The 15,299-nt window shown below is 70.3% G+C and carries 12 protein-coding genes; 6 read left to right on the plus strand and 6 right to left on the minus strand.

Annotation, left to right across the window (positions count from 1 at the left end; translation table 11 throughout):
* Complete coding sequence (locus tag AC1DE0_RS15650) at nucleotides 1-633, plus strand: isochorismatase family protein (RefSeq protein WP_478102166.1); 633 nt, start codon at nucleotides 1-3, stop codon at nucleotides 631-633.
* A 136-nt stretch (nucleotides 634-769) separates the two neighbouring features.
* Here AC1DE0_RS15650 and AC1DE0_RS15655 read toward each other — a convergent pair whose 3' ends face one another.
* Nucleotides 770-1,432 (minus strand): IclR family transcriptional regulator, encoded by a 663-nt coding sequence (locus AC1DE0_RS15655; protein WP_478102168.1) that lies wholly within the window; start codon nucleotides 1,430-1,432, stop codon nucleotides 770-772.
* A gap of 53 nt (nucleotides 1,433-1,485) precedes the next feature.
* On the minus strand, nucleotides 1,486-2,760 hold the full coding sequence (locus AC1DE0_RS15660) for a homogentisate 1,2-dioxygenase domain-containing protein (protein ID WP_478102170.1): 1,275 nt from the start codon (nucleotides 2,758-2,760) through the stop codon (nucleotides 1,486-1,488).
* A gap of 82 nt (nucleotides 2,761-2,842) precedes the next feature.
* Between AC1DE0_RS15660 and AC1DE0_RS15665 the strand changes: the two genes are divergently transcribed.
* Nucleotides 2,843-3,712 carry a hypothetical protein gene (locus tag AC1DE0_RS15665; protein ID WP_478102172.1) on the plus strand — a complete coding sequence of 290 codons (870 nt, stop codon included), beginning with the start codon at nucleotides 2,843-2,845 and terminating at the stop codon, nucleotides 3,710-3,712.
* Nucleotides 3,709-4,962, plus strand: a complete 1,254-nt coding sequence (fahA, locus tag AC1DE0_RS15670) for a fumarylacetoacetase (protein WP_478102174.1) — start codon at nucleotides 3,709-3,711, stop codon at nucleotides 4,960-4,962. Before AC1DE0_RS15665 ends, fahA begins: the two co-directional genes overlap by 4 nt.
* Before the next feature lie 167 nt (nucleotides 4,963-5,129).
* Here the strand turns inward: fahA and AC1DE0_RS15675 are convergent, their stop codons facing one another.
* Nucleotides 5,130-6,686 carry a DHA2 family efflux MFS transporter permease subunit gene (locus AC1DE0_RS15675; protein WP_478102176.1) on the minus strand — a complete coding sequence of 519 codons (1,557 nt, stop codon included), beginning with the start codon at nucleotides 6,684-6,686 and terminating at the stop codon, nucleotides 5,130-5,132.
* 167 nt (nucleotides 6,687-6,853) lie between these two features.
* The gene (locus AC1DE0_RS15680; protein ID WP_478102178.1) at nucleotides 6,854-7,672 is read right to left on the minus strand and encodes an RDD family protein; all 819 of its coding nucleotides are present in this window, start codon (nucleotides 7,670-7,672) and stop codon (nucleotides 6,854-6,856) included.
* Between the two features lie 268 nt (nucleotides 7,673-7,940).
* Here AC1DE0_RS15680 and AC1DE0_RS15685 point away from each other — a divergent pair, with 268 nt between their 5' ends.
* Complete coding sequence (locus AC1DE0_RS15685) at nucleotides 7,941-9,899, plus strand: Ig-like domain-containing protein (protein WP_478102562.1); 1,959 nt, start codon at nucleotides 7,941-7,943, stop codon at nucleotides 9,897-9,899.
* A gap of 110 nt (nucleotides 9,900-10,009) precedes the next feature.
* Here the strand turns inward: AC1DE0_RS15685 and hppD are convergent, their stop codons facing one another.
* Nucleotides 10,010-11,254: a 4-hydroxyphenylpyruvate dioxygenase gene (gene hppD / locus AC1DE0_RS15690; RefSeq protein ID WP_478102181.1), complete on the minus strand. Its 1,245-nt coding sequence runs from the start codon at nucleotides 11,252-11,254 to the stop codon at nucleotides 10,010-10,012.
* 107 nt (nucleotides 11,255-11,361) lie between these two features.
* Here hppD and AC1DE0_RS15695 point away from each other — a divergent pair, with 107 nt between their 5' ends.
* Nucleotides 11,362-11,886: an Lrp/AsnC family transcriptional regulator gene (locus tag AC1DE0_RS15695; protein WP_478102183.1), complete on the plus strand. Its 525-nt coding sequence runs from the start codon at nucleotides 11,362-11,364 to the stop codon at nucleotides 11,884-11,886.
* A complete protein-coding gene (locus tag AC1DE0_RS15700; protein WP_478102186.1) occupies nucleotides 11,883-13,226 on the plus strand; it encodes an alpha-amylase family glycosyl hydrolase in 1,344 nt (447 codons plus the stop codon). Before AC1DE0_RS15695 ends, AC1DE0_RS15700 begins: the two co-directional genes overlap by 4 nt.
* 193 nt (nucleotides 13,227-13,419) lie before the next feature.
* Here the strand turns inward: AC1DE0_RS15700 and AC1DE0_RS15705 are convergent, their stop codons facing one another.
* Nucleotides 13,420-15,255, minus strand: a complete 1,836-nt coding sequence (locus AC1DE0_RS15705; RefSeq protein WP_478102188.1) for a bifunctional metallophosphatase/5'-nucleotidase — start codon at nucleotides 15,253-15,255, stop codon at nucleotides 13,420-13,422.
* Nucleotides 15,256-15,299 lie beyond the last annotated feature (44 nt).

Genomic DNA, 15,299 nt, shown 5'->3' on the forward strand with positions numbered 1-15,299 from the left:
GTGGTCGGATCGAGCAGCATCCACCCCTCTGAAGGGTCCGCTGGTGCCAGGCGGGCGCTCGTCATCGTCGACGTGCAGAACGACTTCTGCGAGGGCGGTTCACTCGCCGTCGAGGGCGGCGCCGACGTGGCGCGGCAGGTCAGTGAGCACGTGAGCCGCCATGCGGCCGACTACGACCACGTCGTGGCGACCGCCGACTGGCACATCGACCCGGGCGGGCACTTCTCGCAGAATCCCGACTACGTCGACACCTGGCCCGTCCACTGCGTCGCCGGCAGCGAGGGCGCCGAGTTCCACCCGCGCCTGGCCGGGGCCCTGGGCCACGTCGAGGCGGTGTTCCGCAAGGGCGAGCACGCCGCCGCCTACAGCGGATTCGAGGGTCGGTCCGACGACGACGAGCACGTCCCGCTGGCCGACTGGCTCAAGCAGCGAGGAGTCGGGCAGGTCGACGTCGTCGGCATCGCGACCGACCACTGTGTGCGGGCCACGGCGCTCGACGCGCAGCGCGAGGGTCTGCACACCACGGTGCTGCTGGACCTCACCGCAGGCGTTGCCCGCCCGACCACCGATGCAGCCCTGGCCCAGCTGCGCGAGGTGGGGGTGCGGCTGCTCGGGTCGCCGACCGTCGCCTGACCGCCTGCTGTCTCGGCCCGAGGTATGCCGTCGCGCTGGCGCGCGAGGCGGCACCTCGACTCCCCGCCGTCTCCCGCCGTTCGAGGTATGCCGTCGCACTCGGTCACGAGACGGCACCTCGACCGGGCGTGAGGACTCAGCGCAGGATGCCGCGCAGCTCCTTGGCCGCCCGCAGCAGGCGTGGGCCGACGGTCCGGGCGTCGACGGGCTCGAGCGAGACGACCCCGACCGAGGCCTCGACGCCCCCGGGCAGCCCTGCACCGACGCCGAGAGGGACCGCGAGCCCGTGCGCGCCGGCCTGCAGCTCTCCGTCCGTCGAGACCGGCCCCGACTGCCCGGCGCGACCGGCCAGGATGGCTCGTCCGGCCGCTCCCTGGTCGAGACGGTGCCGCGCGCCTGACCGGTAGGCCACGTGGAAGTCGGTCCACGACGGTTCGACGACGACGAGCGCGAGGGCCTCGTCGCCCTCGGCAATGGTGAGGTGTGCGGTGGCGCCGACCGCGTCGGCGAGCTCACGCAGCACCGGACGAGCCTCGGCACGCACGATCGGCGTGACGGCCGAGGCGAGCCGGCTCACGCCGAGGCCCAGCCGCACGCGGCCGTCGGCTGCCCGCGAGACGAGGCGGTGCTCCTCCAGCGTGGTGACGAGGCGGTAGACGACCGGGCGGCCGACACCCAGCGCGGCCGCGAGCTCGGTGACGGTGAGCCCGGTGGGGCCGCTCTCGCCGGCCAGCGCCTCGAGCACCCGGATGCCGCGGTCGAGCGTCTGCGACGACTCGGCTCTCGCCGACCCTCTCACCGACCCTCTCACCGGCTCTCTCACCGGCTCGGGACTGGGCTCGGGCACCTGGCTCAGCCCTCGGAGTGGGCGCCGCCGGGGCCGCGGTTGCCGCCCAGCCCCTTGGACCACGACGCGGCATACAGGCCGTCGTCGACGGCGCGCCCGGCCTCGCCCAGCTCGAGGGGCCTGAAGGTGTCGACCATGACGGCGAGCTCGTCGAAGCGCTCGACGCCGAGCGACCCCTCGGTGGCACCCGGCTGGGGACCGTGGGGGTGGCCGCCCGGGTGCACCGAGATCGACCCCTTGCCGATGCCGGATCCCTTGCGCGCCTCGTAGTCGCCGTCGACGTAGAACATGATCTCGTCGCTGTCGACGTTCGAGTGGTAGTAGGGCACCGGGATCGCGAGCGGGTGGTAGTCGACCTTGCGCGGCACGAAGTTGCAGATGACGAAGTTCCAGCCCTCGAAGACCTGGTGGACGGGCGGCGGCTGGTGGATGCGGCCGGTGATCGGCTCGAAGTCACGCACGTTGAAGACGTACGGGTAGAGGCAGCCGTCCCAGCCGACGACGTCGAGCGGGTGGAACGGGAGCGTGTGGACCGTGCCGACGACTCCGCCCGGCCCGTTGCCGCGGTGCTTGATGTACACCTCGGTCTGCTCGTCCGGCTGCCCGCCGATGTCCTCGGCGAGCAGCGGCCCCTCGGGCTGGCGCAGGTCGCGCTCGCAGTAGGGGGCGTGCTCGAGCAGCTGGCCGTACTTGCTGAGGTAGCGCTTGGGCGGCGCGATGTGGCTGTTGGCCTCGATGCAGTACACGCGGAGCGGGTCCTTGGTCGAGCGCTTCGGGATCCACCGGTGCGTCGTGGCCCGCGGGATGATGACGTAGTCGCCCTCCCCCACCTCGAACGCGCCGAAGACGGTCTCGACCCGGGCCTTGCCCCGCTCGACGTAGACGCACTCGTCACCGATGCCGTTGCGATACCACGGGCTCGCTTGTGCGGCAACGGCATACGAGATGCGTACGTCGCCGTTGCCGAGCACCAGACGCCGACCGGTGACGACATCGGTGGCGAGGGCCGCCTTCGCGTCGAACAGGTCGTGCAGCTTGAGGTGGCGGGGCACGAGGGGGTGGTTGGGCGTTGTCGACTGGTCTGGCAGCTCCCAGACCGCCGCGCCGACCGTGGTCGACGGGATGTTGCGGTGGTAGAGCAACGAGCTGTCGGAGCTGAACCCCTCCTCGCCCATCAGCTCCTCGTAGTAGAGCTCGCCGGGCGTGCGCCCCTTGCCGGGACGGCGGTGCTGGGTGTGTCGCTTGGGTGGGATGTTGCCGACAGCCTGATAGTGCGCCACGGGTGCGAGCCTCTCGATCGACAGCGTCCGATAAGCGGACGCAAGTGTATCGCTATTGCAACAGTGGAGTACGCTCCCGGTCATGTCAAGGACGCCGTTCGCGCCCCTCTTCGACCGCCTCGTCGACGACGCCGCCGTGTTCCCACCGGGCCTGGCCCCCCTCGACGCAGCCGTGCGCGAGCACCTCGACCTTCGCGAGGGGCCGTATGCCGTCCACATCGGCCCGCTGCTCGTGCCGGCCACCGCGGCTGCCGAGCTCGCCGGCCTCGCCGCGAGGGACGACCGCGCCGGCGCGCAGCCGCTCGAGGTGGCGCTCGTCGTTCGTCCGGGCTCACCCCTCGAACCACTCCTCGACGCGGTCGACCTGCTGCGCGACGACCCCCGGGTCCTCGTGACCGCCGCCGAGCTCGGCTGGACCGACGGGCCCACCGGTTGGCGCCGCGCCCTCGACCTCGCCATCCCCCTGGTGGTCGAGGTCGGCCTGGGTTCAGACCAGGAGTCGGGCCTCGACGACATCGCTCACGCCGTCGACCACGAGCACGACGTCACCGCCAAGTTCCGCACCGGCGCCACCCCCGCATGGCCGTGGCCAGACGAGACGACGCTCGCCGGCTTCCTCGACGCCGTGGTGCTACGGGGCCTGCCCTTCAAGCTCACGGGCGGACTCCACCACGCCGTCCGCGGCACGTACGAGGGCAAACCCATGCACGGCCTGCTCAACGTCGTGCTAGCCACCCACGAGGCGCTGGCCGGGGGCGAGGCCCGCGAGCTGTCCGGCGAGCTCGCCCGCCACGACACCGAGGTGCTCGTGACGGCGGTCGCCAGTCTGGGCACCGACGACGCGGAACGGATCCGCGAGAGCTTCACGGCATACGGCTGCTGCGGCGTGCTCGACCCCCTGACCGAGCTCGAAGCTCTCGGACTCATCCCCACCAAGGAGACCCAGGCGTGACACTGCCCGCCCAGCCGACCACCTGGCTAGACGTCCCTGCCGACCACCCGTTCGGCATCCACACGCTTCCCTACGGTGTCTTCAGCACCTCTGCCGACCCGACGCGGCGGGTCGGGGTCCGTATCGGCGACCTGGTCCTCGACGCCGGCGCGGTGGCCGCGATCGGCCGAGACGCCGGGCTCGTCGGCGACGGCCCCGACCTGGCGACGGCGTGGCTGACGCCGAGCCTCAACGCGCTCCTCGCCCTCGGGCGCCCCGCCTGGTCGGTGGCCCGAAGCTGGCTCACCGAGATCCTCACCGACGACGAGCACCGCGCCGGCGTCTCACCGCACCTCCACGCCATCGACGACGTGACCCTGCATCTGCCCGTCGAGGTCGCCGACTACGTCGACTTCTACGCGAGCGAGGACCACGCGAGCAACGTCGGGCAGATCTTCCGGCCCGACAACGCCGCCCTCCCGCCCAACTGGAAGCACCTCCCCATCGGCTACCACGGTCGCGCGGGCACGGTCGTCGTCTCGGGCACCGAGGTCGTGCGACCGACCGGCCAGCGCAAGGGCCCGGCCGACCCGGCACCCGTCTTCGGCCCGAGCATCCGGCTCGACATCGAGGCCGAGCTGGGCTACCTGGTGGGCGGGTCCACCGAGCTCGGTTCGCGGGTGTCGGTCGACGAGGCCCCAGACCACCTCTTCGGCGTGGTGGTCCTCAACGACTGGAGCGCCCGCGACATCCAGGCGTGGGAGTACGTCCCCCTCGGACCGTTCCTCGGCAAGTCGTTCGCGACGTCGATCTCGGCCTGGGTCACGCCGCTCGAGGCGCTCGCCTCCGCGCGGATTCCCCTTCCGGGACAGGCAGATCCGCAGGTGCTGCCCTACCTCCGGGGCGACGCCTTCGGCCTCGACGTCCACGTCGAGGTCAGCCTCAACGGCACGGTCGTCTCGCGCCCCGAGCACTCGGCGATGTACTGGTCGCCGGCACAGATGCTCGCGCACATGACCGTCAACGGTGCCTCGCTCCGCGACGGTGACCTCTTCGGCTCCGGCACGATCAGCGGGCCGACCCGCGAGACGCGTGGCAGCCTGCTCGAGCTGACGTGGAACGCCACCGACCCGCTCGTCCTCGACGACGGCTCGACCCGAGGCTTCCTCGAGGACGGCGACACGGTCACGATGACGGCCTGGGCACCGGGCCCCGACGGGGCTCGCATCGGGATCGGCGAGGTGACGGGGACGATCCTCCCCGCCTGCTGACTCACGCGTCCCGTCGGGAGCTGAGCACTCGACACACGCCGGGAACTGAGCACTCAACCATGTCGGGAACTGCGCACTCGACCCACGCCGGGAACTGAGCACTCGACGGTCGAGTGCCCACGTCCCGATGTCGGGAAGTGGGCACTCGAGGTGGTGGTCGGCTGCTGTCAGTGCAGGACGACCGGCGCGGCCTGGGTCTCGTGGTCGAGCAGGTGCGACTCCTCGTGCCGGCGCGGCAGGAACCACGCGGCGATCAGGGTGGTTGCCACGAGGATGGCCGCGACGAGGAACGTCTGCCCGAACGCGTCGGCCGCCTGGGCGAGGCCCTCCTGAACCCCGGCAGGGCCGAGCTTCTCGGCGATGGCCGGGTCCTTCTGCGCGGCGATGGCCGGGCCGGCGAGCGGCTGGGCCTTGAGGTTGCTGGTGAAGACGACCGAGATGACCGCGACGCCGACGGAGCTCGCGATCTGCTGCGTGATGTTGAGCAGGGTCGAGCCGCGAGCCACCTGGTGCGCGGTCAGCGTCTTGAGCGCGGACGTCATGATCGGCATCATCGTGCCGCCCATGCCCAGGCCCATGACGAAGAGCCCCGGGATCATGTAGCCCCAGTACGACGTGTCGGGACCGACCTGGGTCAGGGCGAACATGCCGCCGGTGATGAGCAGCAGACCGAACGGCACGATGCGCCCGACCGGGATGCGGTCGGCCAGGGCGCCCGCGATCGGCATGGTGATCATGGCGCCGATGCCCTGCGGGACCATCAGGTAGGCCGCGTGGAGCGTGTTCTCGCCGCGCACCTCCTGGAAGTAGGTCGGGACGAGGAGCAGGCCACCGAAGAACGCCGCCGCGAAGAGGAACATCGTGATCGTCGCCACCGTGAGCCTGCGGTTGTGGAAGAGGCGCAGGTCGAGGAGCGGGTGCTTCGGCCGGAAGCTGTAGAAGACGAAGGTCACGAGCATCGCGAGCCCGATGCAGAACGGGATGAGCACCTTGGAGGAGGCGACCGTGCCCTCTCCCGGGATCGAGCTGACGCCGTAGAGGAAGAGAGCGAGACCCGGCGACATGAGGAGCATGCCGATGACGTCGAACGACTCGGACGGCTCGGGCGCGTCGGACGGCAGCGCCCAGAGCGCGTAGGCGACCGCGATGAGGCCGATCGGGACGTTGATGAGGAAGATCCAGTGCCAGCTCGCGACCTCGATGAGCCAGCCACCGAGGATCGGGCCGAAGATCGGGCCGAGCAGCATCGGCACGCCGAGGATGGCCATGAGCCTGCCCATGCGCGCGGGACCCGCCGCCCTCGTCATGATGGTCATGCCGAGCGGCATCAGCATGCCGCCGCCGAGGCCCTGGATGACCCGGAAGCCGATCAGCATCTCGATGGAGCCGGCCGTGGCGCAGAGCGCGGACCCGGCGGTGAAGAGGATGACGGCGAGGATGTAGAGGCGCTTGGTGCCGAACCGATCGGCGGCCCAGCCGGTGAGCGGGATGACCGTTGCGAGCGCAAGGGTGTAGGCCGTCACCGTCCACGCGACCGTGGAGTACGGCAGCGGGTTGGCCGGGTCGAAGGCCGTCTGGAAGGTCGGCAGGGCGATGTTGACGACGGTGATGTCGAGGATCGACATGATCGCGCCGAGGACGACGACCCCGGCGACCTTGAGGACGGCCGCGTCGATCGTGTCGGGATAGGCCGGTGCGGCCGGTGGTGAGCTTGGTGCAGGCACTGGTGGGCTCCGATGGTCTTCAGAGTTCTGGAACGGCGACGACGCCGTGGCAGCGGTAGAGACCGCGCACCCACGATTGTGCCGCGCACCACCGACAACGGCGCAACCCACTTATGCCCCACCCGGCACACGGGCGGGGCGTGTGGGCCATGCAGGCCGTGCGGGTGTCAGCCCTGCTTGCGCGGCTGCTTGCCCTCGACCACCTGGGTGCCGGCCACCTTGTCGTGCAGGGCCTGTCGCTTGTCGTCCCACAGCGGCCAGAGCCCGTCGAGCAGCGACAGGAACGGGACGAACTGCCCGGCCAGCGGAACGAGCCGGCGCAGCACCGCGGTGCCGAGGGGCAGCGGCCCGGGCTCTGCGGCGCGGCGCACGCTGATGCCGACGGCCATCTTGCCGGGGGTCTGCGCCGTGGTGGTCCAGAAGATGAGGCAGTAGGCCGTGGTGAGCAGCCAGAGGATGAAGGAGAACTGCAGGGCGGGGCCGGTGAGCTCGCCCTGGATCGCGTTGAGGCGCACCCGGTCGTTGGCTTCGGCCGCCGTCACCATCTCGGAGAACAGCTGGCCCATGCGGGGGGTCGCCGCCCACGAGATGGCGCCGCCGACGAGCGAGATGATGATGCCGTCGATGAACCAGCCCCCGACTCGCTTGCCCCAGGACGCGAGCGGTATGCCGTCGGCCGTGGTGCGGATGTTGTACATCCACTGCGCGTTGGCCGGTGCCTGCTGGTAGTACTGCTGGGGCGTCTGCGACTGGCTCTGCCATCCGCTGCCCTGGGGCACCGGCGTGGTGGGCGTGGGCGCGGCAGCCCCCGTGCGGTCGGCCGACGTCTGGTCGCCGCGAGCCTGCTGGGGCAGACCGATCGTGCTCTGCGACGCGGTGGGCGACTTCTTGGGTGCGGTGTGGTTCGTCCACGACACGCCGTCCCAATAGCGGAGCATGTCGGGTTGGCTCGGGTCGTCGTACCACCCGGAGGGCTGCTGGCTCATGACCCAACTCTGCCACGAGCGTGTGTGGTCTCCCGGAAGCGACCCCCCGGGCTCGTGTGCTGCCCGCCTTGCCCGGCGAATCACGCCTATCGGTGGATATCACGCAATCTCAACACAAGGTTTCCTCAAGGCCCTCTGACGACCATGAGCGTGCGGGTGGGCTCGTCGCCGTCGGGGGGACGAGCCGTGGCCGTGGCTCGACCCGCCACGGCGATGACACAGGAGGATGGCCATGTCGCGAAGGCGCCAGATCAGGTTCTTGACTGCAGTGACCGGATCGGTGGTGATGGCCGCGGGCCTCGGTTCAGCCTGGCCGGCGTTCGCCGCCGGCATCAACGAGCCCCCGGTGGCACCCCACTCGATCATCGTCTTCCCCGAGCGTGACTTCATCTCCGCGGCGGGCTATCCGCAGGGTCAACCCACGACGGTCAACGTGGTGCGGGCCGGCTTCGTGGTCGGCACCGCGGTCGTGGACCCACGGGACGACCCGACCACCGTCGGTTTCGACGGCATCGTCGAGGTCAACCACCCCGGTGGCGGCTGCTGGGCCGGGGTCACCCCCGACATCCGCCCGGGCGACGTCGTGCAGGTGCTCACGGCACCTGACACGGGTGACCAGACCACGACGGCGGACGTGACGATCACCCAGAAGGCGACCCTGAACCCGCTCGACGCCACGAGTGTCATCGTGAAGGGCACCGCCACCTCGGCGACCGGCGGCCAGATTCCCGTCGATCAGCTCGAGGCGCGCATCGTCGCCACCAAGCAGTCCTTCCTCATCAACGGCAAGCGGACCATCCGGGCCACCAGCACGGGCGGCGAGGGCACGCTGGCCTACGACGGACCGACGGTCAACACGTGGACGGCGACCTTCACCAACCTCGGACAGTTCGACCCGGTCGCGGGCCTCACCGACGCCCAGCGTGCGGTGGCCAACGAGACCCGCGGCATGTGGCTCGGGAGGATCCCTGCCGCGGCCGTTCCGCTCGAGTCCACGATCTTCGAGTTCGGCCAGGTGGGCGGCCCGGGCGCGCCGTGCACCGCACCGGCCGACAAGGGCCCGAGCACGCCTGACCTGGCTGCGGCGAGCGACACCGGAGCCTCCAACGCCGACAACGTCACGAGCAGCACGACGCCGACGTTCGGCGGTGTGCGGGGGCTGCCGACGGCCGACACGATCAACCTGTACGTCGACGGCGCGCTCGCGGGCACCACCGCACCGGCCGCCAACGGGACGTGGTCGATCACCCCGGCGATCCCGCTCGCCGACGGTCCCCACACGGTCACCGCCGGTGAGGTCTCGGGGGCGAGCCCCGAGACGATGGGCCTCGGCTCGCTGCCGATCACGGTCGACACGGTCGCTCCGGCGACGAGCATCACGTCCGGGCCCGCCGTGGCAGGAACGGCACGCACGGTCGTCTGGCGCTTCACGAGTGAGGCCGGGTCCACCTTCACGTGCTCGCTCGCGCCGGGTTCGGCAGCGCAGCCCTGCCTCACCGGCACGAGCTACGGTCCGCTCGCCGACGGGCGCTACACCTTCACCGTCGGCGCCCGCGACCTGGCCGGCAACGTCGGCCCGGACAAGTCGCTGGCGTTCGCCGTCGGTGTCGCCCCCACCGTGAGCACGCGGTCGCCCCTTCCGGGCCAGAGCCGCATCGCCCAGACGGCCAACGTCACGGCCACTCTCAGCAGTGCGGTGACCGGAGTCAGCGGCACGTCGTTCGTGCTGCGCTCGCCGAGCGGGGCGGTCATCCCGGCCGTCGTCACCTACAACGCGACCACCCACGTGGCCACCCTCGACCCGAGCGCCACCCTCGCCGCCGACACGCGCTATGCGGCGAGCCTCACGACGGCCGTCAAGAGCGCCGACTTCGGCGTGGCGATGGTCTCGACGACGTGGACGTTCCTGACCGGCCCCGCGCCGGTGGTCAACTTCCGCAGCCCTGCCTCGGGAGCGGTGGGCGTGAGCCGGGTCAGCAACGTGACGGTCGGCTTCACCGAGCCGGTCGCCGGTGTCAGCACGGCGTCGGTGGTCCTGCGCTCGCCGAGCGGAGCGACCGTCCCGGCCGTCGTCACCTACAACGCGACGACGCGGCGCGCGACGCTCAACCCGAACGCCACTCTCGCGGCTCGGACGCGCTACACGCTCGGCCTCACCTCGGGCATCCATGACACGGCAGGCAACATCCTGACGCCGAGCACCGCAGCCTTCACCACGGGAGGCTGATCCACGACCTGACCGGGACCGCGGTCGCCCCCCTCGCGTGGGACCGGGAAGAAGGATCCGCCCCCACGTCCGTCAACGGACGTGGGGGCGGACTCCTGTTGCGGGAGCGCTCAGAGGTTGCCGCGCTTGTCCTGCTCGCGCTCGATCGCCTCGAAGAGCGCCTTGAAGTTGCCCTTGCCGAAGCCGAGCGAGCCGTGCCGCTCGATGAGCTCGAAGAACACCGTCGGCCGGTCGCCGAGCGGCTTGGTGAAGATCTGGAGCAGGTAGCCGTCCTCGTCGCGGTCGACGAGGATCTTGCGGCTCTGCAGCTCCTCGATCGGAACGCGCACGTTGCCGATGCGCTCGCGCAGCTCGGCGTCCTCGTAGTAGCTGTCGGGAGTGTCGAGGAACTCCACACCGTTCGCACGGAGGGCGTCGACCGAGGCGAGGATGTCGTTCGTCGCGACGGCGAGGTGCTGCGCGCCGGCACCGCGGTAGAACTCGAGGTACTCGTCGATCTGGCTCTTCTTCTTCGCGATCGCCGGCTCGTTGAGCGGGAACTTCACGCGGTGGTTGCCGTTGGCCACGACCTTGCTCATCAGGGCGGAGTAGTCCGTGGCGATGTCGTCGCCGATGAACTCGGCCATGTTCACGAAGCCCATGACCCGGTTGTAGAAGGTGACCCACTCGTCCATGTGGCCGAGCTCGACGTTGCCGACGATGTGGTCGAGGGCCTGGAAGAGCCGCTTCGGCTGTCCATCGCGCTTGACGTGCGTGGACGTGGTCGGCACGTAGCCGGGGAGGTAGGGGCCGGCATACGTCTGGCCGTTCACGGTGCGCTGCACGAGCGTGTGGCGCGTCTCGCCGTAGGTCGCGATGGCGGCGGTGCGCACGGTGCCGTGCTCGTCGGTGTGGTCGGTCGGCTGCTCGAGCACGGTGGCACCGGCCTTGACGGCCTGGGCGACGCACTTGTCGACGTCGGGCACCTCGAGGGCGATGTCGACGACGCCGTCGCCGTGGCGACGGTGGTGGTCGGCGAGGGGGCTGTCGGGGTCGACGGCACCCTTGACGACGAAGCGGATCGAGCCGCTGCGCAGCACGAACGCCTTGTGGTCACGGTTGCCGTTCTCGGGGCCGGAGTAGGCCACGAGGTCCATGCCCCACGCGCTCTGGTAGTAGTGGGCGCTCTGGGTGGCGTTGCCGGCGACGAAGACGATCGCGTCCCAGCCCGTGACGGGGAAGACGTCGGTGTTCTCGTCGTACTCGACGAGGCCGACGAGCTGCTTGAGCTGGTCGAGGTCGAGGTCGGCCTCGCGCTCCTGGGCGGTGAGGTCGACGGCGCGGTCGGCGGCCTGAGACGGCATCGTGTCAGTCATGGAGCGAGAGTGTCCGACGCTGGTCCACTGTGCAACAGGACGAATTTCTGCTGGACACAGTGCGCAAAGTGTTGCTCGTATGCCGTCCGGTACTGGACACTTTGTTCATGACCTCGACCGCCGGGCTGGGATCGCGTGCCGCGGTCGACGCGCTCGACTGCCGCATCGTGCTGCTCCTGCTCACCGAGCCCGGCGTCGGGGTGCTCGGCGCCTCACGACGGCTCGGCGTGGCCCGCGGCACCGTCCAGGCCCGCATCGATCGCCTCCAGCGCACCGGAGTGCTGCGGTCGATGGCCCCCGACGTCGACCCGGCGGCGCTCGGCTATCCCGTGACGGCGTTCTGCACCCTGGAGATCCGCCAGGGCCGCGGCGGCCACTCGCCCGTCGTCGAGCACCTCGCCGCGATCCCCGAGGTGCTCGAGGCCCACACCATCACCGGGTCCGGCGACGTGCTCATCCGCATCGTCGGGCGCGACAACGCCGACCTCCAGCGCGTCATCGACCGGGTCGTCGACGACGCCCACGTCACCCGCGCCTCGACCGTGATCTCGCTCGCCACCCGACTCGACCACCGCACCGTCCCGCTCGTCGAGCACCTGCTCGACCTCGCCCAAGGAGACCCACAGCCGTGACCACCGAACCCGTGAGCGCCAACCCGTACGCCCCGAGGGCCGAGATCGAGCTGTCCCACCCCGAGTGGACCCGCAGCGCGACGATCTACCAGGTCAACCAGCGGCACTTCACCCTCGAGGGCACCTTCCGCGCAGCGGAGGCGCACCTGCCACGTCTGCGCGACCTCGGCATCGACATCGTCTGGCTGATGCCGGTGCACCCCATCGGCGAACAGAACCGCAAGGGCGTGCTCGGCAGCCCGTATGCCGTCAAGGACTACCTCTCGGTCAACCCCGAGTTCGGCACCCTCGAGGACCTCCGGCACTTCGTGGCGACCGCCCACGACCTCGGTCTGCACGTCATCCTCGACTGGGTGGCCAACCACACGGCCTGGGACAACCCGCTCGTCGAGGAGCACCCCGAGTGGTACGCCCGGGACTGGAAGGGCGACTTCCGCCCCACGCCGTGGTGGGACTGGGACGACATCATCGACCTCGACTACGGCAACGAGGACCTTCGCCGCTACATGACCGAGGCGATGGCGTACTGGGTGCGCGAGGTCGACGTCGACGGGTTCCGTTGCGACGTGGCTGGATTCGTGCCTGTCGACTTCTGGGACACCGTGCGCCGCGAGCTCGACGCGATCAAGCCGGTCTTCATGCTCGCCGAGTGGGAGGCCCGCGACCTGCACACCCGCGCCTTCGACATGACGTACGCGTGGAGCTGGAACGACACGCTCCACAAGATCGCCCACGGCAAGGCCGACGTCGAGGCGCTCAAGGTCTACTACGCCTGGAACGACCGCTTCTACCAGCGCGACGCCTACCGCATGCTGTTCGTCAGCAACCACGACAAGAACGCGTGGGAGGGCACCGAGTACGAGCAGTTCGGCGACGCCCTCGAGCCCGCCATCGTGCTGTCGGTCGTCAGCGAGGGGATGCCACTCGTCTACAACGGACAGGAGGCCGGCAGCGACAAGCGGCTGGTGTTCTTCGACAAGGACGAGATCGAGTGGCGCGACGACGAGCAGGGCGAGCTCTACCGTCGGCTCTTCGCCCTGAAGAAGGCGCACCCGGCCCTGTGGAACGGGGCGGCCGGCGGTCGCATGGTGCGGGTGCCGAACTCCGCCGAGACGGCCGTGCTCAGCTTCGTCCGGGCCGTGGACGACGACCGGGTCTTCGGGGCCTTCAACTTCTCGGGCGACGAGCAGACGGTGTCGCTGGGCGAGGGGCCCCAGGCCGGGTCGTGGCGCGACGCGTTCACCGGGGAGCCCGTGGAGCTGGCCGTCGGGCAGCCGTTCACGCTGCCGGCCTGGGGCCACCGGGTCCTCGTCGGTGCATCTGCCGCCGAGAGCAGCTGAAAAAAAACTCCCCAACCCGCGAATTCTCGGCCGAAACGCGCCGAAACCACGGACGCGGGAGGGGTCGATCGGCGAGGATGGAGCTGCGTACCCGTCGGTGCTCCCCTGTCCCGGCGGGTACGCCCACGTGCTCGTACGACGGCCCGCGGTCGAGGCATTCCTCGGCCGCGGGCCGTCGGCGCACCGGGCGCCGTCAGCCCGTGACGGTCACCGGGCTGCCGTTGCGGACGAGCTTCCAGTCGGTGCTGGAGAACACGGCCGGGTCGATGACCTTGTTGGCCGTGGCCCAGTCGATGAGCAGCTGGCGGATCTCGATCTGGCGGTTGTAGACGACCGGAGCCGTCGTGACGCCCGGGAATCCGCCACCGCCCGACTGCCGGTAGTTGTTGATCGCGACGACGAACCGTGCGTCCGCAGCGACCGGCGCCCCGCCGTAGGCCAAACCGGTGATGCGCGAGCCGACAGCCTTGGCGATGTCGATGTCGTAGGTGAGGTCGGCGTCGAGGCCGCCCATGATGTCGTAGTTGTAGTCGGGCGTGCCGCCCGCACCCGTGATGGCGTCGGCGGAGACCGGCCCGGTGCCCGAGTAGGTCTGGAAGTACGACGCGCTCTTCTCGAGGTAGTCCTTCACCTGGGCGCCGGTCAGCACGATGCCGAGCAGCGTGTTGTCGTAGATGTAGAGACCGGCGACGTCGCGGATCGTCACGTCGCCCTTCGGGATCGCCGCCAGCTTGTTGAACGGTGCGGCGATCGACAGCATCGGCAGGGCGCCCTCGGGCGTGCCGGCGAGGGCCTTCTTGACGGCGTCGGCCTGGACGTAGTTGATGAAGTCCATGGCCGGGGTGTCCTCGTAGCGCGAGGTGGCCGCGGACATCGCCTCGGTGCACGTGCCGATGACCCCGTTGACGTAGGCGAGCACCTTGTCGTGGGCGGCCTGGACCGCACGGGTGACGGCCGGGTCCTCGGGCACGGCGTTGGCGTTCCAGAGCCGCCCGGCGGAGTCGACGACCTGCCACTGGCCCCGGACCTTCTGCAGCGAGATGGTCAGCTCGGCCACGCGCATGCCCCAGTAGAGCGGCTCGACGAGGAGCACCGGCTTGCCTGTCTGGGCGTTCGTGGCCTTGTCGACGACCTCGACGTGCGAGTGCCCGACGAGGACGGCGTCGATGCCGGGCACCTGCTCGGCCATGAGCCGGCTGGCGTTCTCGACGTAGGGCAGGGCGTCGCCCCACGACGACTTGCCGTTGGTGCCGGAGTGGCACGACACGATGACGACGTCGGCGCCGGCGGACTTGAGGCGCGGCACGAAGACCTTGGCCTGCTCGACGATGCCGGGGAACTTCATGCGCCCCTCGACGTTGGCCTTGTCCCAGATCGCAACGCCCGGAGTGACGAGGCCGAGGATGCCGACCTTGATCGGCTTCTGGTCGGGCAGCTTGACGGTCTTGATGACCCACGGCTTGAAGGCGGGCGAGCCGGTCTTCCAGTCGACGGTGTTGGCCGACAGGAGGGGGAAGTCGAGCTGCTTCTCGAACGCCCGGAGCGTGTCGATGCCGTAGTTGAACTCGTGGTTGCCGAGTGCGGCCGCGTCGTAGCCGACCGCGTTCATGGCGGCGGCCATCGGGTGGGTCGAGCCGCCCGTGATCGGGTCGATCTTCGCGTAGTAGTACGCGAGCGGCGTGCCTTGGATCGTGTCGCCCGCGTCCAGCGTGAGGCACGAGGCGGCGCCGAGCTCGGCCCGCCGCATCTTGATGATCGAGGAGGCCTTTGCGACGCCGATGTCGTTGTGCGTCTTGTCGTCGTACTCGCGGTTGTTGAAGTAGTCCCAGTTGAAGACGTTGCCGTGGAGGTCGGTGGTGCCGAGCACGGTGAGGCGCACGGTCGCGCCGTTGGTGCCGGGGCCGGTGGCGGCCGTCGCGGGCGCGGCGGTGCGGACCGTGGCCAGGCCGACGCCGCCGACCGCGGCCAGTGAGAGCAGCTGGCGCCGGGTGGTCGGGGAGGTGAGGAAGTCGGGTGTGGAGGCGCTCATGCCGCAGACCCTAGCGGGATGAACCGACACGAATGGGCACAGAA

It is taken from the genome of Terrabacter sp. 05T424, from assembly GCF_056396225.1.

Excerpts from the sequence above, each read along its gene's own strand:
- hppD (WP_478102181.1), bottom strand. The coding sequence starts at position 11,254 with ATGACTGACACGATGCCGTCTCAGGCCGCCGACCGCGCCGTCGACCTC.
- AC1DE0_RS15665 (WP_478102172.1), top strand. The coding sequence starts at position 2,843 with ATGTCAAGGACGCCGTTCGCGCCCCTCTTCGACCGCCTCGTCGACGAC.
- AC1DE0_RS15705 (WP_478102188.1), bottom strand. The coding sequence starts at position 15,255 with ATGAGCGCCTCCACACCCGACTTCCTCACCTCCCCGACCACCCGGCGC.
- AC1DE0_RS15695 (WP_478102183.1), top strand. The coding sequence starts at position 11,362 with ATGACCTCGACCGCCGGGCTGGGATCGCGTGCCGCGGTCGACGCGCTC.
- AC1DE0_RS15680 (WP_478102178.1), bottom strand. The coding sequence starts at position 7,672 with ATGAGCCAGCAGCCCTCCGGGTGGTACGACGACCCGAGCCAACCCGAC.